Source organism: Streptomyces sp. NPDC001816 (assembly GCF_042892235.1).
In the GTDB taxonomy this organism is placed as follows: Bacteria; Actinomycetota; Actinomycetes; order Streptomycetales; family Streptomycetaceae; genus Streptomyces.
The window spans coordinates 129844-150579 of sequence record NZ_JBIATY010000007.1; the positions used below are offsets into that span (position 1 = coordinate 129844).

Consider the following 20736-nt stretch of genomic DNA (forward strand, 5'->3'; position numbering starts at 1 on the left):
GACGGTACGCGTGCGCAATGGCGTACCTCGACTAGCTAGGTGCGGCTGAGTGATGTCCCCGCTGACGAATCGCAGGCGTGTGAGGGCTCCGGCGGCAGCGATGGGGCATAGAGCCACGCGACAGCGGCTTCGGTACGAGGTCGCAGGCACTCCTCGCTTCCGCGGCCGTGGAGAACATGCTCCACACCCGCTGTCAGCGGGCCCTCAGGCTCTCGAACAGACCGCTCTCCCAGCCATGGTCAACGACTGCCCTGCGCACACTTGCCCGCGCAGCCGTCGACCGCCGCAGCTGAATCCTCCACGTCCGCGAGCGGAAGGGACCACGCCGTGCACTCCTGCAGACGTCCCCTGCATCGCCCGGTGGTGGCACAACGGCCCCAACCCGCAAGGCGGCTGTCGCCACGGCACAGCGGTGCGCAATTTCCCGGAGGCTTTCCCTGCGGTCCGCTTCGTCGTCGTAGGTGACGGGCCTCTCTCCAGCCCATGCCCAAAACAGAGGTCCCAGGCTCCAGATGCCGGCAGCGGGGAGGGCCTGGATGTGGAGGGGGTGAGATCAGGCCCGTGGACCTCAGCCCTCGACTCCTGTGGAGGTATGGGCTGCGCCGACGGGCTTTGATTCGGGGGATCCGCGTTGCCGCAGGTAGACCGAGAGGATGGCCATCGAGGCGACGGCCAGGAGTTCGGACTGCCAGTTCTGCAGGGTGCGGTTCCAGAAGTCGGCCGAGCCGAGGTACTGCGGCCAGGAAATGGGTGCCTGGAGCTGGCGCAGGTGTTGCTCGTTGTAGGCGGCCGCACCGGTGATGGACTGGGCCAGCCACGACCACAGGAAGATCGCGCACATGACGATGCCCAGGGAGCGTGAGTACAGCTTTTGTCGCCATCCCCTGTCGGCTGCCCAGCGGGGTGAGGATGGGCCGGAGTGGTCGCCGACCTTCTGTTCCCGGTCGCTTTCCACGCCCGCCTTGTCCAGTTTCTTGGACTCGGGCGAGCCGCGTTGAAGCAGCCAGACGGTGCCGAAGATGTACAGGAAGAACTGGAGGTATTCCGACTGCCAGTTCTCGGTGACGTCCACGGCGAAGTCGGAGGTCGCGAGGTAGGGGAGGAAGCCGATCGGCTGCAGACCGTCGGTGACGAGCTGGTTGTTGAAGTCGGCGTGGCCGGAGACGGCCTGACCGGCGAGGGTGAGCAGAAAGCCGATGCCGAAGGCCAGCGTCAGGCTGTTGTGTTTCACGAACTGTGTCAGGCGGCTCATCGGTGCGTCAGCCCCACGGCGGTGAAGTAACTGAGACCGGCGCCGACCGTGAGCAGCAACAGGGTGAACAGCGTGCGCATCCTCCGGTCACCCCCCTTTGATCTGGCACTGATACGGCTGGTGAGGGCGCGGCACACAGCCTGCCGCGGTGATCTTCCAGCCGGACGGGAAGGCTGAGAGGAACAGGGTGTCGGCGGCGAGGACCACCCGGGCCTGCTGCCCGTAGACCTGGACCTCACGTACCGCCGCCGAGTGGGACAGCTGCTCTTCGAAGACTGCTTTGGCGCAGGGCATCTTCGCGGACTCCTGGAGCTCCTGCCTTGTTTGGGGGGCCAACGCCGCGCAGGCTCGTGTCCCGTCGGCGCGCTGGACGCTCTCCTCGAAGTGCAGGGCTGCGCGGGACACGGCTGCTTCCCGTTCGCCGAGCGTGCTGCAGCCGGTCAGGCAGACAGCGCAGGCGACCGCCATCAGGCCCGTGCCCTTCCAGCGCGACAATGGGGCCTCCACTTCGTCAGGGCTGTCTGACCATGCTGATGGGCTGGTGACCTCGTAGAACCGCAGCCGCGCCGTGCGCCAGGCGGACGGAAAGCATTCGGGCTATGGAATCGCGGTCACGGGCTCGCTCGGCCAGGAGCACGCGGCGTACCGGACGACATGGAATGGGATCCGTCGCTGCTGCGCCTGCGCGCCCCGCTGGAGCGGAGGTTCAAGGGCACGTTGCGCGACCACTGTGGGAGATTCCAGAGCGTCGACGACGCCTTCGATACGATTCTCGCCGAACCGGTGCACGGAACGGGCAACTCCCACTTCCTGGTCTGCCAAGGTGCTCTGTAGCAGCTGCGCGAACTTGCGGCGCTGAGCTCGGTCCATCAGTTCCGCGAGTCCGACACGCACCTGTGGGTGATACGGCGGCTGGCAGGCCGGGCCAAGGCGGCGATGATGACGGTGCAGTTTGACGAGTTCGGCTGCGGTCGCGCGGAACGCGTCACGTGGGGCTCTTCGCCGACCACATGTGGGACCTCGGTCTCGATCCGGAGTACGGCCACTGCCTTCCCTCGGTCGGTTCCGAGGCCTTTCCCATCATCAACCTGATGTCGCTCGTCGGCCTGCACCGTGTGCGCGGGGCCTGATCGGGCACTTCGCGGCGCTGGAGGTCGCCTCTTCGTCCACATCCCGCCGGATCGCGGCGGCGCTGGCGCCGCATCGGCGCAGGGCGGTAGGCGATGCGCTTCTACGACGAGCATGTGGAGACGGACGCGGTGCACGAGCAAGTGGTGCGCCGGGAGGTCGTCGGCGGACTGCTCGCGGACGAGCCCGGCCTGGCCGGTGACGTGGCGTTCGGGGTGGAGGCGACCGTGGTCCTGGAGGACCGGCTTGCGGAGCATGTCACGCGGACCTGGGAGGCGGGTCTGGCCGCCCTGCGCTCGCCCCTCGAATTCGCGGTTCCAGCGTCTGCTCAGGCCTCGACCGGGTAATCATCACGGTGCGGGAACCGACGGCGTCAGGAGGTCCGGACAAGCGAGCTATGGCGCACGGCCCTCAGCTGCGGCTGACCGCGCAGCCGCGCCCGCACACCGGCCATGTCAGCGGGGGGACGAGGTGAAGTCGACCTGTTCCGCCCTGACGATCCGGGCGCCCATGTTGCGCTCCATCATCTCCAGCGCGGCCCGCTCGAGGTGAGGGTGGATGGAGGCGACGGCATCCCTCGGCACGATGACATCGAAGTGGCGGATGTGCGCGTCCAGGGCCGAGTACAGGACGCACTGCTCGGTCACTTGACCGCACAGCACCATGTCCCGGATGGCCAGTTGCCACAGCAGATAGGACATGGGTGTCTCGTAGAAGATGGAGTGGCGTGCCTTCACCACGAACAGCGAGTCGTCGTCGGGCTTGATGGGTTCGACCAGGTCGGCGTGGGGTCCGGTCAGCGCGGTCTCGACGATTTCACCGTGGTGGGAGCGCCACAGCCCGAGGTTGTCGTTCGCGTAGACCACAGGCACGTCCGCGGCGCGTGCGCGTGCGATCAGTTCCGACACGACGGGCACGACACGCCTGGCGGAGACGACGAGATCCTCGGCGTCCTCGTGGTCGTACATGTTGATCATGTCGATCACGACGAGCGCCATGCCCCGCTCCCGCCCGGAACCGGGCACTGTGTCGCTCACTGTCTTGCCCGTCAGCCGCGCAACCGCGGCAGGACGTTGGTGTGGTAGAAGTCGAAGAAGCCCTGCTGCTCCTTGCCGATCTGGCTGACGTAGACCGCGTCGAAGCCAGCGTCCACGAAGGCGGAGAGAGCCTTGGCGTGCTCGTCGGGATTGTCTCCGCACGGTACGGATGCCGCCACCTGTTCCTCAGTGATGAGTTGCGACGCCTGCTCGAAGTGGCGTGGGCTGGGCAGGATCTGCGCGAGCTCACCGGGCAACTGCTCGTTGGCCCACAGCCGGTGGGCGGTACGGACGGCCTCGCGCCGGTCGGCGCTCCAGCACACCTTGAGCCCCCCTGCGACCGGCTTGCTTTCGCCGCCGGCGCGCCGGAAGCGCTCGACCAGGCCGGCGTCGGGGGCCATGGTGATCAGCCCGTCGCCGATACGCGCGGCGGTCTCGGCGGCCTGCGGACCGAAGGCGGAGACGTCGATGGGGACGGCTTCTTCGGGGACCGTGTACACGCGGGCGTTCTCGACGACGTAGTGCCTGCCGCGATGGCTGATCTGGTCGCCGGTGAGCAGGCGCCGGATGAGCTGGACCGCCTCCTCCAGCATGTCCAGGCGTACCGAGGCCTCTGGCCACACCGTGCCGAGGATGTGCTCGTTGAGCGCCTCACCCGAACCGACGCCCAGCCGGAACCGGCCGCCCAGCTGCACCGCGCTGGTGGCGGCCGCCTGGGCGATGACGGCGGGGTGCGTGCGCACCAGCGGGCAGGTCACCGCCGGCTCGACGGGCAGCGAGACGACCCGGGACAAGGCACCGATCACCGACCACACGAACGGGCTCTGGCCCTGCTGATCGTTCCACGGGTGGTAGTGGTCGGAGATCCACAGGCAGTCGAAGCCGGCCTGCTCGGCCATCCGCGCCTGTTCGACGAGTTCTATCGGTCCGTGCTCCTCGCACGACAGAAAGTATCCGAAGCGGGCCATGTGTTCCTCCCGTGGAGCGTGCCTCCGGCATTGGGACCCGGTTGCCGAGTACCCGGTGGCGACGAGGTTGTCGGCGCCCTGCCCGAGAGTGGAAGGGGGCCGTAATGTCGACGGTGGTCGGGCTGCCGCGGAAGGAGGGGTGTAGCCCAAACATGCGTCGGAGGGCAGCGAGTTGATCTTGAAGCTCTGAAGGGCCCGACCCGTCGACAGGCGCTGGTGATCGAGCCGATGCGTGCGGTGGGCGGCCTCTGCCGAACGGCACGGATGACCTTTTCACCGTGACGGAGCCACTGCAGCGCAGGTGTTCGCAAACGACATCGCCGTGAGAGCGCCGGACGGTGGAGGACTGGTGTTACGCCTAAAGAGCGGCGCAAGGAGAGTATGTCGTTCACCGTTCACTGTTGGGCGGCGATCGAGGATGCGCCGTACAACCAGCGCACTGGGGCGAAGCTGTGGATGCCGGACGGCGCGAAGCGGGTCGTCGGCCAGCGGGTCGACTGGTGACCGAACATGTCATCCCGGTCGAAAGGTGGGTCCTCGCGGAGCTGACCAGGGACGACATGGTCGCTCAGCGAGTAGCCACGGACCTGAAGCGCCGCACGCTGTCGTCCCGACGGCCATGGGGGGCCTTGCTCGTTGTGCGGATGTGGAGGACGAACAGAGGGTTCTGGACCACTGACCGTACGGGGCAGGGCGGCTGCGCCGCGCGCTGAGGGTTCGGCATCGAGGCCGCCCTGGCCCGGCGCCTGGGGGTAGTGCCCAAGCCGTCCGTAGCGTGGCCCGACCCGGCGAGCTCCGGCGGGAACGTTGGTGCGACGGCTGGTGCCGGCTCGTAGGCTGCGGCCATGATCGAGATCGAGAGCCCGACGCCCCGCGACGCCTTCGAGCTGCTGCTGGCCGGTAACCAGCGCTTCGTCACAGGCGCACCGAGCACCCGAACCAGGACGCCGCCTGCCGCGCCGAGATCGCGGCGTCCCAGCAGCCCTTCGCCGTGCTATTCGGGTGTTCCGAGTCCCGGCTGGCCAGCCACCGAGATCATCTTCGACCGCGGCCTGGGCGACCTGTTCGTGGTCCGCACCGCCGGCCAGGTCATGGGTGCGGAAGTGATGGGCAGCATCGAGTACGGGATAAACGTGCTCGGCTGCCCGCTGGTCGTGGTGCTCGGTCACGACTCGTGCGACGCGGTCGGCGCGGCGTGCGCTGCTCTGGAGGACGGCATGGAGTACGTCCGGGACGTTCGTCGAGCGGGTGACACCCAGCGTGCTGGCGGCGCGGGCGGCCGGACGGGTTGAGCCGGAGGAGATCCTCGCCGAGCACATACGGCACACCGTTGACCTGCTGCTGGACCGCTCCCGGGTGCTCGCCGAGAAGGTCGCTGCTGGGCCGGCCGCCGTGGTGGGTCTGTACTACCGCTTGGCCGACGGCAGTGTGTAGCTCGATGCGGCCCGTGGCCTCGATGCGGCGGTCCCCGCCGCGTCCTGACGGCCATGGCTGCCGTGATACGTGCATGAGGAATCCATCGGGTTCACCGCTTGATCTTCTATGGAACTGGCAAGGACGCGACGATGAGGTCGCACCCCCGCTGGTCGAGTTTCGCGTAGGGACTCGTACAGCCCGCGCGCGTAGGCAGCCATCGAACCGGCGACCGCCACCATGTCTTGCGCCGTCACCGGGACCTCGGCGAAGGAGGGGAAGGACGACGCCCACGCGGTGCCCCAGCCCCCCTGCGCGAGGCTCCGCTTCGGACAACGACGTTCTCCGGCTCGACGACGACCCGCGCACGCGGCGCGTAGTGCGACGGATGCTGGCCCGGCACCCGGACAGACCTGGAGTGGACCGCGAGCGGGTACCCCAGCACCGTTTCGAGGTCCTCGCGCGTGACCCCGCCGGGCCGCAGGATGTTCGGGATCTCCTCCGTGGCGTCGGCGATGGTCGACTCGACACCGACCTCGCAGGGACCGCCATCCAGCACGACGTCGGCACCGCCGAACTCCGCACGGACTTCGTTCGCCGTAGTGGGGGCTAGGCCGAAGCGGTTGGCGGGCGCGGCCGTGACGCGCCGCCGAAAGCCGACAGCAGTGCGAGGTCGGTGTTGTCGATCGCGAGCCGCGCTGTAGGTGTGCCGTGCTGACGGTCAGGCCGAGAGGGACATCCTCCCGGGTACGGGCTGACGGCGTGAGAACGACCGGGACGGCGGCACCCACCGGTCCCGGTGCTGGCGGGAACGCGCGTCTTGCCTCGTGACGCGGTCAGCGAGATGTCACACGTTGCGCAGTCGGCCATTGACACCTTCCGGTCGTGGGCGAACAGCGGTCCGACCAGCTCTCGCCCATGACAGAGGGTGGCGCGAACGGCCGTTGCGTGCGCGTGCCACGATCACGGTGCGTGCGGCTTGGCTGGGGGTACCCGCTACAGAAAGCGGCGGGGCTCCGGCCCCGTCTCCCGGCGAGCGGTGGAAGGCAACACGTGATGAACGATCGACCACGCTCCGGAACGCCGCAGTTGGAAGACACCCGCGGCGCTGACCTGGCCCTGTTGGGCATCTACCTCAACGACCACCTGGCCGGCGCCACCGCCGGCACCGAACGGGCCCGCCATCTGGTGCGCTCGGCCCGCGACCCGGCACTCGCCGACGCTCTCGGCCCTGTCAGCGCCGAGATCGCCCAGGACCGCGAGGCTCTGCTCGGCATCATGCGCAACCTCGGTCTCCCAGTGCGCCGGTACAAGATCTGCGCCGGCTGGGCAGCAGAGAAGATGGCCCGGCTGAAGGGCAACGGCCGCTTGGTGCGGCGTTCGCCGCTCAGCACCTTCTTGGAGCTGGAGGCAATGCGGACAGCCGTGGAGGGCAAGGCGGCAGGATGGGAGACACTGCGTGGCCTCACCCCGGCCGAGAAGCGCCTGGACGCCAAGCAACTCGACACGCTCCTGGAACGGGCCCACCGGCAGCAGGGCGTCTTGGAAGAATGGCGTACCCGACAGGCCAGGACGGCGTTGCGGAGCGACTGAGGTACGAGAGGCTGGCGCCATCGGGCCCGGATTCGCCGACGTCAGTGGGCGGCGCGACCCAGATCACGCTGCTTCCCCGCTGCAGTCGGTGATCAGGGCGGTGGCCTCGTTACCAGCTGCGCGATCTCCGACGCGTTGAAGCCGCCGGGTGGGTCGGTGTCCTCGATGCTCCATGGTCGAAGTCGGCGACGGTGAGGCGTCCTCGCAGATGACTCCTGTGACGGTGGGTACCGATCCGGCAAGGGTCAGGAGGCAGCAGGGACATCGCGCACACCATCCCCGGTCGGGATGAGGCAGCTCACCGTCAGCTCCTTCCTCCGCTTCCCGCAGCCTGGAGCGCCGCCCACGGTCCCGATCGGCTGCCCTGCCCCGGGTAGAACACCGCCTCCGCCGACAGGTGGATGAGCCGCCGTCGCAGCGCAGTGCCCGGGCATGCGGCGAGCTGCCGGTAGGTGGCGTGCCACTCCTCTTGTGCGTGGTGAGGTCGTCGGGAATCAGACTCACGGCCAGATTCAATCAGGTGTTCGATTTTTGGGGCGAGCGATCCCATCGCGCCTATGCCGTCGACCGGCAGTTGGCCCTTCCGATTCCGAGTCGGCCAGTGGGCGGATGCGTGATCAGGCGGGCGGAGGTCTTCTGGCATCATGGGCCTGCGAACATCGCGAACGACTCGGACGACCCGCTCCAGCTACCCATGGGCTTGGAGGTCAGTGTCGTGTCTTTCGTGCGCGACTACGTCGAACTGCACTTCGACGGGCCGGTATTGCGGGCCCCTTTGGGGGTGTACGGGGGGCCGCGAGTGGCACTTTCCCGCACGGAGTCGCTGGAGCTCATGCGCTGCTACATCGGGAAGACCGTCGACGGCTATGAACTGGATCCGGACCGGATCCTCGCCCTGCACTTCGGGGAGCACCGCTTCGTCATCCCGCTGGACTCCGATTCAAGCGGGGCCCCGAGGCCGCCCTCGGCGTCGACTAGAGCGGCCGGGCTTCTGCCCTCGGCGGGATGTGGATCTGGTAGCAAGGGGGCGGCGCCGCTCCGAAGTGGCCAACCATCTGTCGGCAGTAGGCGAAGGCGGACCCGATCCGGTTCTCCGCACAGATCCGATCAAGGGCGACTTCAGCCGCAGCGAGCGCCCGCCGAGGTCGTGGAAGCGACTTTAAGATCACGGCATGGCCGACATATCGAAAAATCTGACCAACCTAGAACAATCTGCCCAAGTCAAGCGGGCCAAGCCGGCTGTCCTCACGGGCGACGAGTACGACGAGCAGTGGCGCACGTGGCACCAGGCGTCCGAGTTGGTGCAGGCGGCGATCATCAAGCACGCAGATGAGTCCGGCGAGGGCCGGTACGAGGTGGAGCAGGCAGTGAAAAGGGCCGCGCGCCACGCGCAGGAGGATCCGGCAGTCGAGTAGCGGCGTCGTCGATGAGGACGGCCCGAGCGCCGGGATTGCCGTGCTTGCCTCTTGCCAACCACGGCGAAGATCTGGGAGCTCCCCTTCGTTCCGGCGACCTTCCCTTGGGTACGGTCGAGAGCCCTAAACGCCGCTCATGTTTACGTGCGCAGCCAAGAACCACACGGTGCAGGGACGCCCTGGTCGAGTGCGACAAGGAGTGAGCAACGGTGGCTGGAGGCCACAAGGCCAAGGCGAAGATGGATCAGGCCAGAGGCAAGGCCAAGGAGACGGCCGTGCCAGGCAGTCGGCAACCAGGGGATGACAGGCCAGGGCAAGGCCGAGAGGGCCAAAGGTGATGTCCGCCAGGCGAAGGAGAAGACAAACGACGCCTTCAAGAGCTGACCAGTGAGACACCTGGTGGGGTTCCCGTTCGCTGGATGGGGCCTTATTGCTCCTTACCCCCAGGTGCCCGACTCAAGATCGCGTTTTCCCTCTGGGCGCGGCCTGCACCCACTCGACGTCCTCCCGCAGGTGCGCGCTGCAAGGATCTGGGACGAGGCCGCCCGAGCCTCTATTCCCTCGCTGTGCGCCTCAGCCTCGGCTCCGCCGCCACGTTGGGGGGATCACGGCAGCTCGGCGCTGTCGACACTGAGCAGTTCCACGAGCTGAGGCCGGTGCAGTTCGGCGACGCCTTCGAGTAGGTCAGGATGACGGAGAAGGGCTGCGGCTTCAGTGTCTCGGCCGCTGGGGTCGGTCAGCCGCTGCAGTCTGCCGGCTTCGGCATGGTGCCCGGTTGCGGTGAGGGCCTGCTGGGCACGTGCGGCCAGGGCGGGGTCGGCCAGGAGGCAGGCCGCCCAGCTGACGACTGTTTCGTCGACCCATGTCCGCCAGGCGGAGTCGTCAGGGTGTGGGTCGCATCCAGTGAGCCAGTCCAACCGTTGGGACCCGCTCGGTGCGAGCAAATGAAGCAGCTGCACATCCATGCTCGTGGGATAGCGCAGGCAAGCCGCGAGCGTGGCGGCCTGCCGCGCCTGAGCCTCGGCCAGCGCCCGGCTGAGCGCGCCCGCGGGGGCGGGGTACGCGGCCAGGAGCCAGCGGGTGGAGGCGGCTATGACGGGTGTCAGATCCTCGGACACGACGGTTGTCCCTCGGTACCTGCTCGCCTGTGTCCGGTTGATCGGTTCCGCGAGCTGTTGCGCGGAGCCACGCTGCCCCGCTCGTATGGCAACAGCGTAAGCAGCTGGTAGGAAAGCTGGAATGAACCGCGTCACAGCGTGTGGGTTCACCGGGGTCGGACAGAAGGGGGGCGGTCCGACCCCGGAGCCAGACCGTCGTGGCCGCCGACGGCCCTGCCGGTGTCAGGACCTGCCGCGGCCCGTGACGAAGTCGCGAGCCCGGTCCACCAGCCCCGCGCCCGGGGCGAGGAGCTTGTTCGCGGGCGGGGTCGTGGGGGCAGAGGGGTGCGGACGGGTCGGGGCCATGGCCTTGGCCCGGCGGACCTTGTCCCCGAGATCGTCCAGCATCTCGGAGGAGCAAGCCTCGCGCAGCATCGGGAAGAGGTTGTTCTCCTCGTCCCGTACGTGGGCGGACACCTCGTCCATGAGCTGCTGCAGCAGCGGGCGCATCTGGGCGTCGTCGGCGTCCATCTTCTCCAACTGCTTGAGAAGCTTCTCGACCCGGCCGTGATCCGCGATCTCCTTGTCCGCGAGCCGGCCACCGCCCTCGACGTGCTCGCGCACGGCCGGGTAGAGGTGCTGCTCCTCGGCGACCGAGTGACGCACCAGCTCGATGGTCACCTCGTCCACGAGATCACGCAGCGCCTGCCCTCCGCCGGTCGTCGCTTCGATCCTGCCGAAGATCTCCTCGACCTCCCGATGGTCGGACATCAACTCCTCGAGCACATTGCCGCCATGTCCCATCGCGCATCCGCCTCTCACTAGTCGTGTCAGGGCCGGGGCTGCCCCGCCCAACAGACATTGATTCCTCTCTGCATGGACCATGTGTGACTGCGCATGTGGGCTTCACCCGATCAGGCGGGCCTCCTGCGCGTGAACGTCCCTCTCCAGGTGTCAGAGAGGTGAGCCGGGGTCTTCGGGCCGTATACGTCCGCGCCAGGCACCGGTCTCGCCACCGCGGTGCTCCACGTAATCCTTGAATCGGCGCAGGTCTCCCTTGACGCGCCGATCGATTACACCCAGCATGTCGGCGCTCCTCTCGGCGACACCGGTGGGCTCGACGTCCATCGTGAGCTCCACCCGGGTGTGTGTGTCGTCCAGGGGCTGGAACCGGACCGATCCCCGTTGCCGGGTGTCACCGCCGATGGCCCGCCAGGTGATCCGGTCGTCCGGGAGCTGGTCGACAATCTCTGTGTCGAACTCGCGCCGCACCCCGCCGATATTGGTGGTCCAGTGATTGTGCCGGTCGTCGAGTTGCCTGACTTCCTCGACGCCCTCCATGAATTGCGGGAACTCCTCGAACTGGGTCCATTGGTTGTACGCCGTGTGGACGGGAACCTCGACGTCCACTGCTTCCTTGACCGTGCTCATCATTTCCTCCTGGTCAACGGTCGAACGCCGGGGCTGCCAGAACCCCTGGGCGTCTGCTCGAGACCGAGTACCCGACAGCGCGGCATGAAGACCTCTCCACACCTCATCAATCAGACGCGGCGGACATTCTTGAAATCGACTGACCGCGTCAGTCGCGTTCGCTCTGGCTTCCCAGATGGGCCGCCGTGGAGCTTCGACCGGCGCGCGCGGGGAACTCGCCGGGTGATGACCGAGTTCCGGGAGCTCGGCCGGGGTCGCGCGGAGTGCTCCGGCGTGCTGCCTCGGGACGAAGGAGGGGTCATGGCTGTGAGCCGCGCGCAGCCGGCCGACGGCCCACGGCAGAAGGCGCGTCTGCGAACCAGCGACATCCACGGGCCGGGCATCACCAGGATTCGCTGCGGCCGAGGGTTCCGCTACGTCGCCCGGACGGACGCCCCGTCACCGACGACGAGGAGAAGCAGCGCCTTCACCGACTGGCCGTGCCGCCTGCGTGGGAGGGGGTTTGGATCTGCCCCACGGCCAACGGTCACATCCAGGCGACCGGCACGGATGCCGCGGGACGTCGCCAGTACCAGTATCACCCGCGGTTCCGCGAGCAGCAGGAGGCGGCCAAGCACGGGCATGTTTTGGAAGTGGTCCCGGCATTGCCCCTGCTGCGGGAGCACCTGACCAAGGACCTTCTCGCCCGGGGACTGTGCCGAGAGCGCGTGCTGGCCTGTGCGGCGCGCCTGCTTGACTTGGGATTTTTCCGGATCGGCAGTGAGTCCTACCGCCGTGACAACGAGACATACGGACTCACCACCTTGTTGCGCGAGCACGCCTCGTGCCGCCGCGGCGAGATCCGGTTCACCTACCGGTCGAAGAACGCCAAGGACGTGTCGCGGACTCTCGGCGAGGACTCGGTCTGCCAGGTCCTGCGTGCTCTGCTGCGCCGCGGGGGCGGGGGAGAACGCCTCTTCGCATACTGGCGGACCGGCGCCTGGCACGAAGTCCAAGCGGACGATCTCAACACCTACCTGCACGAGCACACGGACACCGACCTCACGGCCAAGGACTTCCGCACTTGGCACGCCACCGTGCTCGCGGCCGTGGCACTGGCCGTCTCCACGTCTGTGGCCGCTGAATCCGGCACCGCCCGCAGGCGCGCCGTGACCCGCGCCGTCCGCGAGGTGGCCGTCTACCTGGGAAACACGCCGACGGTATGCAGGGCCTCATACATCAACCCCAAGGTCATCGAACTCTTCGAAGAGGGCCGGACCATCGCGCCGACCCTCGATCGCCTGGGCGCCGGGGCCTGCTTCGGCGAGCCCGCCACGCAGGGGCCCGTCGAGGAGGCGGTGCTACAACTCCTGGCGTAGTGCCGCGTGTCACGACACCGTGGCGGGAGCTCGGCCGCCACGCGCAGCACACGGCTCGCCGAGCAGGAACGACCAGTCGTCGGGTAAGGCCTTGTGCCACGAAAGGCCCTGACCCGCCACCGGCAGCCGCTGAGCTGAGCCCGAAGGCTCAGCTCTTCTTGGCGTTCAGAGCGCGCTGCAGCTGCGCCTTGTTCATGTCCGAACGACCCTCGACGCCACGCTGCTTGGCCTCGTTGTACAGCTGGTCATAGGTCGGGCCCTGGGAACCCTTTCCGGACCGCTGGCCACCGCGCTGGCCGGACGACTTGTCCTTGGTCGAGCTGCGGCTCGCGGTCTTGGACTCGCCGGAGCGGGCGCGTTCCTTGTTCACGGTCCGCGCGGCGATCTCCTTGGCCCGCTTGGTCGACTCGCCTCGATCCTCTGCGCTCTTCTTGATGTGTTCGTACTGACGCTCTCGCTTGGAACTGGATCCTGCCGGCATGGTGTCTCTCCTTTCCTGAGTATGGAGATCCCACGTCTTGGTACTGCGAAGGCATGGCACTGTCTGGAGGGCGACGGGTCCGCGTCAGCGAACAGCGCGCCGCTGCGAGCGTCTGGACCAGCGCACGGAGGCGTATGCCACGTCGGCCACGACGAGCACGATGCCGATGATCAGCAGATAGAACAAACTGTGCGCCACCGTGCCAATGAGTCCGAGGACGACGGCCATGAGAAGCAGGAACAGGAACAACGCCATACCGGGAACGCCTCCTCCGGCCTGGTAATCAGCGGCGCGCGAGTAGTCGTGCACCGCTGGCACTCGGGGTGTAGGGCATGTCGTAGCACTGGAAGATCGCTTCTTCCCGCTCGGCGGGCAGGACATCGTCCATACCCATGGACGGGGCCTTCTTCACCAGCCCCTTGTGGTACGCGACCTTGACGTAGCCCGGTCCTACAACCGCCTCATCGACGGGGACAAAGACCAGGCGCTGCCGGGTGGGAAGTCCCGTGCGGACGGTCGCCACGGCCGGTTCGTCAGTGCGGGTGTCCACATAGATTGCTTCGAGGACGCCGATCTTGTGGCCTTGTAGATCGACCATGTCATGATTGCGCCACTCGCGGATGTCGGCTGAACGGATCATGACTGCTGCTGGTCCGGCGGCACGCCGGTGCCTTCTCCTCCGCCCTTACTGCCATTGTCGGTGCCGTGGGCATGGCCACCCGTGGCCTGAGTCTGCCGCGTCTTGAGCTCGGCGCTGTGATGTGGCGCCGCCCTTGCGGCTGCGTCGCTGCTCGGGTTGCTGCGGAACGGACACCTGCAGACGCCCCCGCTCGCATCGGCCTTCGTTCGTGGCTCGAGTTCCCCACGGAAGCCATCCAACGCATGCGGCAGCAAGCACCCTTCCGGACGGCCCGATTGGTATGCATGCCACGGTTTCGGGAACGGCTCACGCATGCGTCTGAACCACGATGAGGCACCAGTCCTCGACGCCCTTGCCCGGTATCACGACGTCGACGAGCTGGGATTCACGCCGCCCGGCCACAAGCAGGCACGCGGCGCGGACCCCCGCGCACGGGCGGTGCTGGGAGATGCCGTGTTCTATAGCGACGTCCTTGCCAACGGTGGTCTGGACGACCGTCTCACGCGTGCCCAGGTACTGGAACGGGCCGAGAACCTCATGGCCGACGCGGTGCACGCCGACCACACGTTCTTCTCGACGTGCGGCAGTTCACTGTCGGTGAAGGCCGCCATGCTGGCAGTGACCTGCCCGGGCAACCGGCTCCTTGTCGGGCGCGACGCGCACAAGTCGGTGGTCGCCGGCCTCATCCTGTCCGGCGTCGAGCCGGTGTGGGTGGAGCCCCAATGGGACGCCTCCCGGCACATTGCCGACGGCGCCCTGGTCACCAGCCCGACTCCGTACGGAGCCGCCGCCGACCTCAGGGGCATCGCCGACGTCTGTCACCGCCGTGGCAAACCGCTCATCGTGGATGAGGCGTGGGGGGCGCACCTCCCCTTCCACGAAGATCTGCCGACGTGGGCCATGGACGCGGGCGCCGACATCTGCGTGACCAGCATCCACAAGATGGGCAGCGGCCTGGAACAGGGCTCGGTCTTCCATCTCCAGGGAGACCTCATCGATCCCGCCGAACTGGCCTCACGGGCCGATCTCCTTGGAACGACCAGCCCGAACGTCCTGCTCTACGCCGGCATCGACGCCTGGCGCCGTCAGATGGTCCAGCACGGCAACGAACTCATCGGCCGGGCCCTGGAACTGGCCGCACGCACTCGCACGGCCATCGAGGGGATCGTTGGCTTCCACGTCAACGACGCGTCTCCGTCTGCGGTGGGCGCAGGGCGACGGCCATGGCCGGGGCGAGGTCGGTGAAGAGGTTGACCAGCAGGAGCTGGCGGGCCGTCAGGGGCGAGGTCCCGGTGGCGGCCGCACCGAGGAGGGTGAAGGCGATCTCGCCGAGGTTGCCGCCGACGAGGATCGCCAGCGCCTGCCGTACGGAGGCCCACATCGCGCGGCCCTCCACGAGCGCGGCGAGCACCGTCTCCAGCCTGTCGTCCGTGACGACGAGGTCGGCCGCCGCACGCGCGGCCGGGGTGGCCCGGGTACCGAACGCGATCCCGATGTCGGCGAGCCGAATGGCGGGCGCGTCGTTGGCGCCGTCGCCGGTCATCGCGACCGTGCGGCCCAGGCGCTGGAACGCCTGCACCACGCGGACCTTGTGCACGGGGGTGCCACGGGCGACGACGCCGACGTCGGGCAGCAGTTTGTCGAGGGATCGGTTGTCCAGGTCGTCGAGTTCGGCTCCGGTCACCACCCGTCTGCCGTCCAGGACGCCCAGTTCGCGGGCCATCGACTCGGCGGTACCGGGGTGGTCTCCGGTGATCATGACGATGTGTACCCCGGCGTCCGCGAGTCGGCGCACCGCGTCGCGGGCGGTGCCGCGCACCCGGTCGGCGAACGCGAGGAAGCCGAGGAAGTCGAGGCCGCCCACCGCCTCGTCGGTGAGCTTGCCGCCGGGCGCGTTCCGGAGTTCGGCGACCGCGAGGATCCGGTAGCCCTGGGCCGCCAGTTTCTCGCCCGCCGCGAGGATCGCCTTCCTGCCCTTGCGGTCCAGGCGTCGGCCGCCGCGGGTGGCGCAGCGCTCCACGACCTCTTCCGGTGCCCCCTTCACCGACAGGATCCGGCGCCCGCCGCTTCGGCCTCGCGTCGCGTGGAAGCCACGGCTGGGTTCGAAGGGCAGGCTGGAGGTGCGCCGCCAGCCCGACGCGGCCGTGCTGCGGCTCACGCGCGCCTCCTGGGCGCCCTCGGTGACCGCGCCGTCGGTGGCGTGTTCCAGTTCTCCGCCGTTGTGGGGGCGTGGTGTCGCCCGCAGCGACGCGGCGAGGACGGCGCGTTGTTCGTCCTCGAGCCGTTCGAGGGGGCGGCTGTGGCCGTCGGCGGCGACGGCGACGAGGGAGATCCGCCCCTGGGTGAGGGTTCCCGTCTTGTCGAAGCACAGGACGTCGGCACGGCCGGCCGCCTCGATGGTGCGGGGGTGTCTGAGCAGGGCTCCGCGTGTGGAAAGCCGTCTGGCGGAGGCGAGTTGGGCGGCGGAGACCAGGAACGGCAGTCCTTCGGGCACGCTGGCCACGGCCAGCCCGACACCGGCCCCGACCGTGTCCCGGGCGGGGCGCCCGCGCAGCATGCCCGCCGCCACCACGGCGGCGGCCGAACCGAGGGCCACGGGGAGGGTGGTACGGGTGATCCGGGCCAGTCGGCGTTCGACCCCGGCGGTGGGCGCCGCGCCCCGTCCGCCCGCCGCGGCGCGGCCCGCCTCGGTGGCCGTACCGGTCGCGACGACGACCGCGCGGCCGCGGCCGGCCGCCACGGTGGTGCCCTCGTAGACCATGGACGTACGGTCCCCGAGGTCCGAGGCCAGAACGGGCGCCACGCTCTTCGTCACCGGCAGCGACTCGCCGGTCAGCGCGGATTCGTCGACTTCCAGGTGGTGCGCCTCCAGCAGGCGTCCGTCGGCCGGCACCACGTCACCCGGGTTCAGGTTCACCACGTCGCCCACTGCCAGTTCCTCGGCGGGGGCGATGGTCTCCTCCCCGTCCCGCAGCACGTTGGCCATGACGGCCGACTCCCGCCGCAGCCGGGCGACCGCGCGGTCGGTCCGGTACCGCTGGAAGCCGCCGAAGAAGCCGGACAGAGCGGTGACCGCGATGATGACGACGGCGTCGAGGACGGCACCCACCGACGCCGACATGGCCGCCCCGGCGCCGAGGACGGGCGTCAGCGGATTCGCCATCTCGGACAGGTAGGCCCGGCCGAGCGAGGTCGTCGGTGCCGCTTCACCGGTGGTCGTGGCCCGCGCCCGTGCCTCTTCGGCCGTGAGGCCGTCGTCGCTGCCACCGGCCCTGGCAAGCACGGTGGCCGGGTCCATGGCATGCCACGGCTGCCGCGACGTGGTCAGCGGCGGGGGCCGGCGCAGCAGTCGCAGCGCAGCCCAGACACCGGCCGCGGTGCCCAGTGCGGCCGCCGCGTTGAACGCCGTCACGCCGCTGGCGGCCGGCCGTCGTACGGGTCCGGCCAGCACCGCCGTCGCGCCGACCGCGGCCGCGGCCTGGGCGAGCCGCACGCCCCGGCGCGCGCTCTCCCGTGCGGTGCGGCAGGCCTCCACGATCAGCACGGCCGCCGCGGGATCGCCGTCCAGGTACAGGTCCGCGCCCCAGGGCGGTGTCCCCTGCGGGTCGGCGATGCCGACGCCGACATCGGCGGCCAGGAGCGCGCGCCGGTCGTGGGAGAGCAGCAGTACGCCGTCGCCGTCGCGCTGCAGGGCCCGTACGGACTCGAGCAGCCGGTCGCCTCCCGCACCGACCGCGTCGGCCTCCCGCACGGACGCGTCGGCGGTGTGCGCGCCCGCGGTCACGACCTTGAGCCCGGCGGCGTGGGCGGCCGGGACGAAGGCGCTCGCGGCGGCGTGCATCTCGGGCAGCACGCTGATCACCGCGAGGAGGTGCTGTCCGTGGGCCAGGCCCAGCACGAGCCGCGCACCCTCTCGCCGCAGCCGCTCCCGGACCCGCTTGCCCGTACGCCCCTGCAACGTCAGACGCTCGACGGGCCCCAGCACCCACTCCCCGTCCCGCTGCACGCGTTCCGGGGCGGGGCCGTCGAAGAGCCGGTGGGCCGTCGCGGCGAACTCACCCGTGGGCGCGTCCTCGTCGAGGGCGACCAGATCGGCGGGCCGATGGGACCCGGTGGCCAGCGCGTCCGTGTCCAGCAGCACGGTGCCGATCCGGTCCAGCCTGCGCAGCGCCTCGGGGTCGGCCACCACGATGCCCCGGCGGGCCAGACCCCGGCCGAAGGCGCAGGCGAAGCCCTCGCGGGCGAGCAGCGGCGCCTTCGGGATCGCCGCCAGTGCCGCACCGAGGGCCCGCCCGGGGCGCCTGGTGACCAGCAACGTTCCGGCGAACGACGCCGCCGCCACGGCGAGTGCGTGGTCGGCGTAGCGCTCGACCGGCCCCGGCTTCAGCGGCGCCTCGCGGGGCGGCGGTGCGGGCGCCTCGCGATGGGCCCCCGCTTCGGCGCTGCCTGCCAGGCGTGGCTCAGCCTCGGCCCAGGCGGCGGCCTCCGCGTCGGCTTCCATCGCGCGCAGGGCGTGCCGGAGGGTGTCCACGGCGACCCCGGCGAGCCCGCCGGAGCCCGCCTGGCCCATCGCGGTGAGCGAGGCCAGGAGCACTCCGGCGTTGTCGGTGCCGACGGCCTGCTCCACGAGACGGCGCAGCCGGGGGTGGGCGTCGACGAGCGGGGCGAGCGCCGCCATGGCCGCGGGAACGGGGGTACGACCGGTCAGACCGGCCAGCGCTGCCAAGGGCGCGGCCGCCACGTGCAGGGCCATGGCCGAGGCGGACCGGCGTACCGTCCCACCCGACAGGGGGTGCTCCGGCAGCGGGTGCGCGACGCCGTGGGCTTCCTCCACCTCCTCGACCACCTCGATCAGGGCGTCCCCGATCGTTTCGGCCTCGAAGGAGCCCGCGGCGCCGACGACGGCGTGACCAAGCACGGTGTTCACCACGGCCCAGTCCACCGAGGGCAGTGCTGCGAGACGCCGCTCGACGTCCTCGGCCAGCTTCTTCGCCGCGGACTCCGGCAGATCACCGGGGCGCAGACCCCGTACGGCGACGTGCGCGCGCCGTCCGAAGAACCGTGCGCGTACCCGGGCCTCGTCCTGCAGCACACCGGCCGCGGACGACACCACGGTTCTCAGCAGTCCGCGCCCCGGCAGTGCCACAGCGCATCACCAGCTCCCTGCGGTCCGGCGCTCGCTCCGCGTGCGCGAATCGGACCGGAACCCCGCGTTTCCATCGCAACGCTTTCCCTGCGCGCACGCCACCGGAAGCGCGAGAGAATTGAAGAGTCACGCCACACCCACTCCAATGAAGGGAGGAGGGGGATGGCCGCCAAGACAGCGGAGAAGACGCGACAGGAAACCCATGCGGGCGACGGCGCGGGCCTGCACCTGCACCTGCGCACGCTGCATCCTTCGGTGCCGGTTCCGTACCTCACCAAGGAAGAGATGGCGAGTACGGCCCGTGCGGCGACGGCACGACTGCCCAGTACGCCCGCCGCCAAGGACCTCGCGTTCTACGGAGGCCTCGGAGCGCTGGCCGTGGCGGGGGCCCTGGAATGGCCGGTGGCCCTGGCCGTCGGCGGAGCCACCTGGCTGATTCGCAGCGGACGGCGGAGGGAGGAGGAGAAGAAGTAGCAGGCCGCGGACGCCCAGGCATAGGCGTCCGGGTGTAGGGGGTCGGCGCGCGGTGGCGTGAGCGCTGCCGGGCGCCGGTGGGTTACGCGGCGGCCGGTGCGAAGGCCGTGCGCAGAGAGCGCGCGTAAGTGGACCACAGCTGCCATACGAGGCGCAGGACGATCGCTTCGAGGAGCGCAACGGCGATCTTCGTTGCCACGGCTGCCAGTATCTCGGCCATGTCGGCTGACTTTCTGTACTCGGGTACGGGTGTCCGAAACCAGACGATGCAGCCTTTTTCTGCGCCGTGGGTGCTCCTGAGGTGTACGTTCGATGGCGCCCAGGTGAACATGCGGTGACGGCGCCCCAGCGGAAGAGCCTGTTCCGTCACCTGGGTCGACTCAGTCCGGCGGTTCCTGGACTTCGTCGTCCTTCGCCGCGCCCTCTCTGCCCTGCTCCGCCGGGCCGGGGGAAGGTTCCTTCACCTCTTCCGGCATGTCCTCCGTGGGCGGTGGGTCACGCGGGACGGGACCGGGAGACTCCGGTTCCCTTCCCTGCGTCTCGTTCGGCTGACGGTGCGAGTGACCTGGCATTGGAGTGATCCCGTCGGTCGTCTGTCACGCTGCCCCGGCGGCGAGCACCTCGTCGGCCAGCGGCTTGTCGAGGGCCGCGTGGACGAGGCCGTCCGCCAGGCGGGGCATCTCGCGGCCCGCGACGAGGCCGCTCAGCTTCTCGGGCGAGGCCGGCAGTCCGAGCCGTCGGGCGCCGTCCAGGGCCTTGCGGTCGCTGTACGGTGCGAACTCCGGCCACACTCCCTGGACGTCGCGCAGGAAGATGTCGGCCCCCGTGGGCCCGATCCCCGGTACGTCCAACAGGGCCTTCTTCGGGTCCGGTTCCTCGCGCAGGCGGCGTAGATCGCCGTCGTAGCGTTCGAGCAGCAGCTCGGCTCCCTTGCCGAGCAGGGTGGCGGTGCGCTCGTCGTAACGGCGATAGCCGCCCTTGCCGAGCGCGTCGACGCGTTCCTGCCAGGACGCGTCCGCCATCGACCGCGGGTCGCGCAGCCCGGCGTCGAACAGCGCCCTGGCCGCCGCCACCGCGATGTCGGCCCGGATACGGGCGCTGAGGAGTATCGCGAGCACGAGCGTCTGGTACAGCGGCGCCGGGGTGTTGCGCAGGCGGATGCCGACCTGGGCCGGATAGGTGCGCCGCTGCCGGTCGAGAAGTGCGCGTACCACAGCTCGGTCCTCCGCGTCGGTCGTCTTCCCGCCGGATTTCCTGTCGGTCTTCGTAGTCATCGCCCAGTCACCGATTCGATGTCTCTCCG

19 protein-coding genes and 5 pseudogenes are annotated in these 20736 nt (G+C 69.4%); 11 read left to right on the forward strand and 13 right to left on the reverse strand.

The annotated features are described in order from the left end of the window. Positions 1-568: 568 nt before the first annotated feature. Together ACFYZZ_RS25340 and ACFYZZ_RS25345 are read right to left on the reverse strand one after the other, a co-directional pair. Positions 569-1252, reverse strand: coding sequence for a DUF6766 family protein (locus tag ACFYZZ_RS25340; protein WP_389180100.1), 684 nt, complete (start codon positions 1250-1252; stop codon positions 569-571). An 87-nt stretch (positions 1253-1339) separates the two neighbouring features. Beyond that, a complete protein-coding gene (locus tag ACFYZZ_RS25345; protein WP_389180103.1) occupies positions 1340-1747 on the reverse strand; it encodes a hypothetical protein in 408 nt (135 codons plus the stop codon). A 159-nt stretch (positions 1748-1906) separates the two neighbouring features. On the opposite strand from ACFYZZ_RS25345, the gene ACFYZZ_RS25350 reads away from it, so the two are divergent. The 3 genes from ACFYZZ_RS25350 (at position 1907) to ACFYZZ_RS25360 (ending at position 2727) form a co-directional block, all read left to right on the forward strand. Further along, positions 1907-2086, forward strand: coding sequence for a hypothetical protein (locus ACFYZZ_RS25350; protein WP_389180106.1), 180 nt, complete (start codon positions 1907-1909; stop codon positions 2084-2086). Positions 2087-2241: 155 nt separating this feature from the next. Next, positions 2242-2382 carry a hypothetical protein gene (locus ACFYZZ_RS25355; protein WP_389181004.1) on the forward strand — a complete coding sequence of 47 codons (141 nt, stop codon included), beginning with the start codon at positions 2242-2244 and terminating at the stop codon, positions 2380-2382. A 93-nt stretch (positions 2383-2475) separates the two neighbouring features. Then, positions 2476-2727, forward strand: coding sequence for an iron-containing redox enzyme family protein (locus ACFYZZ_RS25360; RefSeq protein ID WP_389180109.1), 252 nt, complete (start codon positions 2476-2478; stop codon positions 2725-2727). Between the two features lie 108 nt (positions 2728-2835). On the opposite strand, the gene ACFYZZ_RS25365 is transcribed toward ACFYZZ_RS25360, so the two are convergent. Both ACFYZZ_RS25365 and ACFYZZ_RS25370 read right to left on the reverse strand, forming a co-directional pair. Further along, a complete protein-coding gene (locus ACFYZZ_RS25365) occupies positions 2836-3378 on the reverse strand; it encodes a cysteine hydrolase family protein (protein WP_389180112.1) in 543 nt (180 codons plus the stop codon). Positions 3379-3428: 50 nt separating this feature from the next. Then, positions 3429-4385, reverse strand: a complete 957-nt coding sequence (locus ACFYZZ_RS25370) for an LLM class F420-dependent oxidoreductase (protein WP_389180115.1) — start codon at positions 4383-4385, stop codon at positions 3429-3431. Between the two features lie 381 nt (positions 4386-4766). Between ACFYZZ_RS25370 and ACFYZZ_RS25375 the strand changes: the two genes are divergently transcribed. Together ACFYZZ_RS25375 and ACFYZZ_RS25380 are read left to right on the forward strand one after the other, a co-directional pair. Next, on the forward strand, positions 4767-4889 hold the full coding sequence (locus ACFYZZ_RS25375) for a DUF6192 family protein (protein ID WP_389180118.1): 123 nt from the start codon (positions 4767-4769) through the stop codon (positions 4887-4889). 341 nt (positions 4890-5230) lie between these two features. Beyond that, positions 5231-5819, forward strand: a pseudogene (locus ACFYZZ_RS25380) (carbonic anhydrase). A gap of 115 nt (positions 5820-5934) precedes the next feature. Here the strand turns inward: ACFYZZ_RS25380 and ACFYZZ_RS25385 are convergent. Next, positions 5935-6470 (reverse strand): annotated as a pseudogene (locus ACFYZZ_RS25385) (L-threonylcarbamoyladenylate synthase); the annotation flags it as partial. 384 nt (positions 6471-6854) lie between these two features. On the opposite strand from ACFYZZ_RS25385, the gene ACFYZZ_RS25390 reads away from it, so the two are divergent. From ACFYZZ_RS25390 to ACFYZZ_RS25400, 3 genes and pseudogenes are all read left to right on the forward strand, one after another. Then, positions 6855-7391 carry a hypothetical protein gene (locus ACFYZZ_RS25390; protein WP_389180121.1) on the forward strand — a complete coding sequence of 179 codons (537 nt, stop codon included), beginning with the start codon at positions 6855-6857 and terminating at the stop codon, positions 7389-7391. Between the two features lie 1172 nt (positions 7392-8563). Next, on the forward strand, positions 8564-8806 hold the full coding sequence (locus ACFYZZ_RS25395; protein WP_389180124.1) for a hypothetical protein: 243 nt from the start codon (positions 8564-8566) through the stop codon (positions 8804-8806). Between the two features lie 209 nt (positions 8807-9015). Next, positions 9016-9190: pseudogene (locus tag ACFYZZ_RS25400) on the forward strand (CsbD family protein). Positions 9191-9411: 221 nt separating this feature from the next. On the opposite strand, the gene ACFYZZ_RS25405 reads toward ACFYZZ_RS25400, so the two are convergent. From ACFYZZ_RS25405 to ACFYZZ_RS25415, 3 genes are all read right to left on the reverse strand, one after another. Next, on the reverse strand, positions 9412-9924 hold the full coding sequence (locus ACFYZZ_RS25405) for a hypothetical protein (RefSeq protein ID WP_389180127.1): 513 nt from the start codon (positions 9922-9924) through the stop codon (positions 9412-9414). 222 nt (positions 9925-10146) lie between these two features. After that, the gene (locus tag ACFYZZ_RS25410; RefSeq protein ID WP_389180130.1) at positions 10147-10707 is read right to left on the reverse strand and encodes a hemerythrin domain-containing protein; all 561 of its coding nucleotides are present in this window, start codon (positions 10705-10707) and stop codon (positions 10147-10149) included. A gap of 150 nt (positions 10708-10857) precedes the next feature. Continuing rightward, a complete protein-coding gene (locus tag ACFYZZ_RS25415) occupies positions 10858-11334 on the reverse strand; it encodes an SRPBCC family protein (protein ID WP_389180133.1) in 477 nt (158 codons plus the stop codon). Positions 11335-11634: 300 nt separating this feature from the next. On the opposite strand from ACFYZZ_RS25415, the pseudogene ACFYZZ_RS25420 reads away from it, so the two are divergent. Then, positions 11635-12692, forward strand: a pseudogene (locus ACFYZZ_RS25420) (DNA topoisomerase IB). A 148-nt stretch (positions 12693-12840) separates the two neighbouring features. Here the strand turns inward: ACFYZZ_RS25420 and ACFYZZ_RS25425 are convergent. The 3 genes from ACFYZZ_RS25425 to ACFYZZ_RS25435 form a co-directional block, all read right to left on the reverse strand. Next, entirely contained in the window at positions 12841-13173 is a 333-nt protein-coding gene (locus tag ACFYZZ_RS25425) for a plasmid stabilization protein (RefSeq protein ID WP_389180136.1), read from the reverse strand. 84 nt (positions 13174-13257) lie between these two features. After that, a complete protein-coding gene (locus tag ACFYZZ_RS25430; RefSeq protein ID WP_389180139.1) occupies positions 13258-13428 on the reverse strand; it encodes a hypothetical protein in 171 nt (56 codons plus the stop codon). 28 nt (positions 13429-13456) lie between these two features. Beyond that, positions 13457-13813 carry a PRC-barrel domain-containing protein gene (locus ACFYZZ_RS25435; RefSeq protein WP_389180141.1) on the reverse strand — a complete coding sequence of 119 codons (357 nt, stop codon included), beginning with the start codon at positions 13811-13813 and terminating at the stop codon, positions 13457-13459. 312 nt (positions 13814-14125) lie between these two features. Between ACFYZZ_RS25435 and ACFYZZ_RS25440 the strand changes: the two are divergent. After that, a pseudogene (locus ACFYZZ_RS25440) lies at positions 14126-15001 on the forward strand (aminotransferase class I/II-fold pyridoxal phosphate-dependent enzyme); the annotation flags it as partial. On the opposite strand, the gene ACFYZZ_RS25445 reads toward ACFYZZ_RS25440, so the two are convergent. Continuing rightward, positions 14994-18566 (reverse strand): HAD-IC family P-type ATPase, encoded by a 3573-nt coding sequence (locus ACFYZZ_RS25445; protein ID WP_389180946.1) that lies wholly within the window; start codon positions 18564-18566, stop codon positions 14994-14996. The pseudogene ACFYZZ_RS25440 and the gene ACFYZZ_RS25445 sit on opposite strands and share 8 nt — an antisense overlap. Before the next feature lie 555 nt (positions 18567-19121). Here ACFYZZ_RS25445 and ACFYZZ_RS25450 point away from each other — a divergent pair. Next, positions 19122-19433, forward strand: coding sequence for a hypothetical protein (locus ACFYZZ_RS25450; RefSeq protein WP_389180143.1), 312 nt, complete (start codon positions 19122-19124; stop codon positions 19431-19433). A gap of 596 nt (positions 19434-20029) precedes the next feature. Here ACFYZZ_RS25450 and ACFYZZ_RS25455 read toward each other — a convergent pair. Continuing rightward, positions 20030-20707: an endonuclease gene (locus tag ACFYZZ_RS25455; protein ID WP_389180146.1), complete on the reverse strand. Its 678-nt coding sequence runs from the start codon at positions 20705-20707 to the stop codon at positions 20030-20032. Positions 20708-20736 lie beyond the last annotated feature (29 nt).

Bases quoted from the DNA above. Each gene is read 5' to 3' on its own strand.
- ACFYZZ_RS25415 (WP_389180133.1), bottom strand. From the start codon at position 11,334: ATGAGCACGGTCAAGGAAGCAGTGGACGTCGAGGTTCCCGTCCACACG.
- ACFYZZ_RS25375 (WP_389180118.1), top strand. From the start codon at position 4,767: ATGTCGTTCACCGTTCACTGTTGGGCGGCGATCGAGGATGCGCCGTAC.
- ACFYZZ_RS25425 (WP_389180136.1), bottom strand. From the start codon at position 13,173: ATGCCGGCAGGATCCAGTTCCAAGCGAGAGCGTCAGTACGAACACATC.
- ACFYZZ_RS25360 (WP_389180109.1), top strand. From the start codon at position 2,476: ATGCGCTTCTACGACGAGCATGTGGAGACGGACGCGGTGCACGAGCAA.
- ACFYZZ_RS25365 (WP_389180112.1), bottom strand. From the start codon at position 3,378: ATGGCGCTCGTCGTGATCGACATGATCAACATGTACGACCACGAGGAC.
- ACFYZZ_RS25350 (WP_389180106.1), top strand. From the start codon at position 1,907: ATGGAATGGGATCCGTCGCTGCTGCGCCTGCGCGCCCCGCTGGAGCGG.
- ACFYZZ_RS25340 (WP_389180100.1), bottom strand. From the start codon at position 1,252: ATGAGCCGCCTGACACAGTTCGTGAAACACAACAGCCTGACGCTGGCC.
- ACFYZZ_RS25370 (WP_389180115.1), bottom strand. From the start codon at position 4,385: ATGGCCCGCTTCGGATACTTTCTGTCGTGCGAGGAGCACGGACCGATA.
- ACFYZZ_RS25435 (WP_389180141.1), bottom strand. From the start codon at position 13,813: ATGATCCGTTCAGCCGACATCCGCGAGTGGCGCAATCATGACATGGTC.
- ACFYZZ_RS25430 (WP_389180139.1), bottom strand. From the start codon at position 13,428: ATGGCGTTGTTCCTGTTCCTGCTTCTCATGGCCGTCGTCCTCGGACTC.
- ACFYZZ_RS25445 (WP_389180946.1), bottom strand. From the start codon at position 18,566: ATGGCCCTGCACGTGGCGGCCGCGCCCTTGGCAGCGCTGGCCGGTCTG.
- ACFYZZ_RS25390 (WP_389180121.1), top strand. From the start codon at position 6,855: ATGAACGATCGACCACGCTCCGGAACGCCGCAGTTGGAAGACACCCGC.
- ACFYZZ_RS25450 (WP_389180143.1), top strand. From the start codon at position 19,122: ATGGCCGCCAAGACAGCGGAGAAGACGCGACAGGAAACCCATGCGGGC.
- ACFYZZ_RS25395 (WP_389180124.1), top strand. From the start codon at position 8,564: ATGGCCGACATATCGAAAAATCTGACCAACCTAGAACAATCTGCCCAA.
- ACFYZZ_RS25410 (WP_389180130.1), bottom strand. From the start codon at position 10,707: ATGGGACATGGCGGCAATGTGCTCGAGGAGTTGATGTCCGACCATCGG.
- ACFYZZ_RS25455 (WP_389180146.1), bottom strand. From the start codon at position 20,707: ATGACTACGAAGACCGACAGGAAATCCGGCGGGAAGACGACCGACGCG.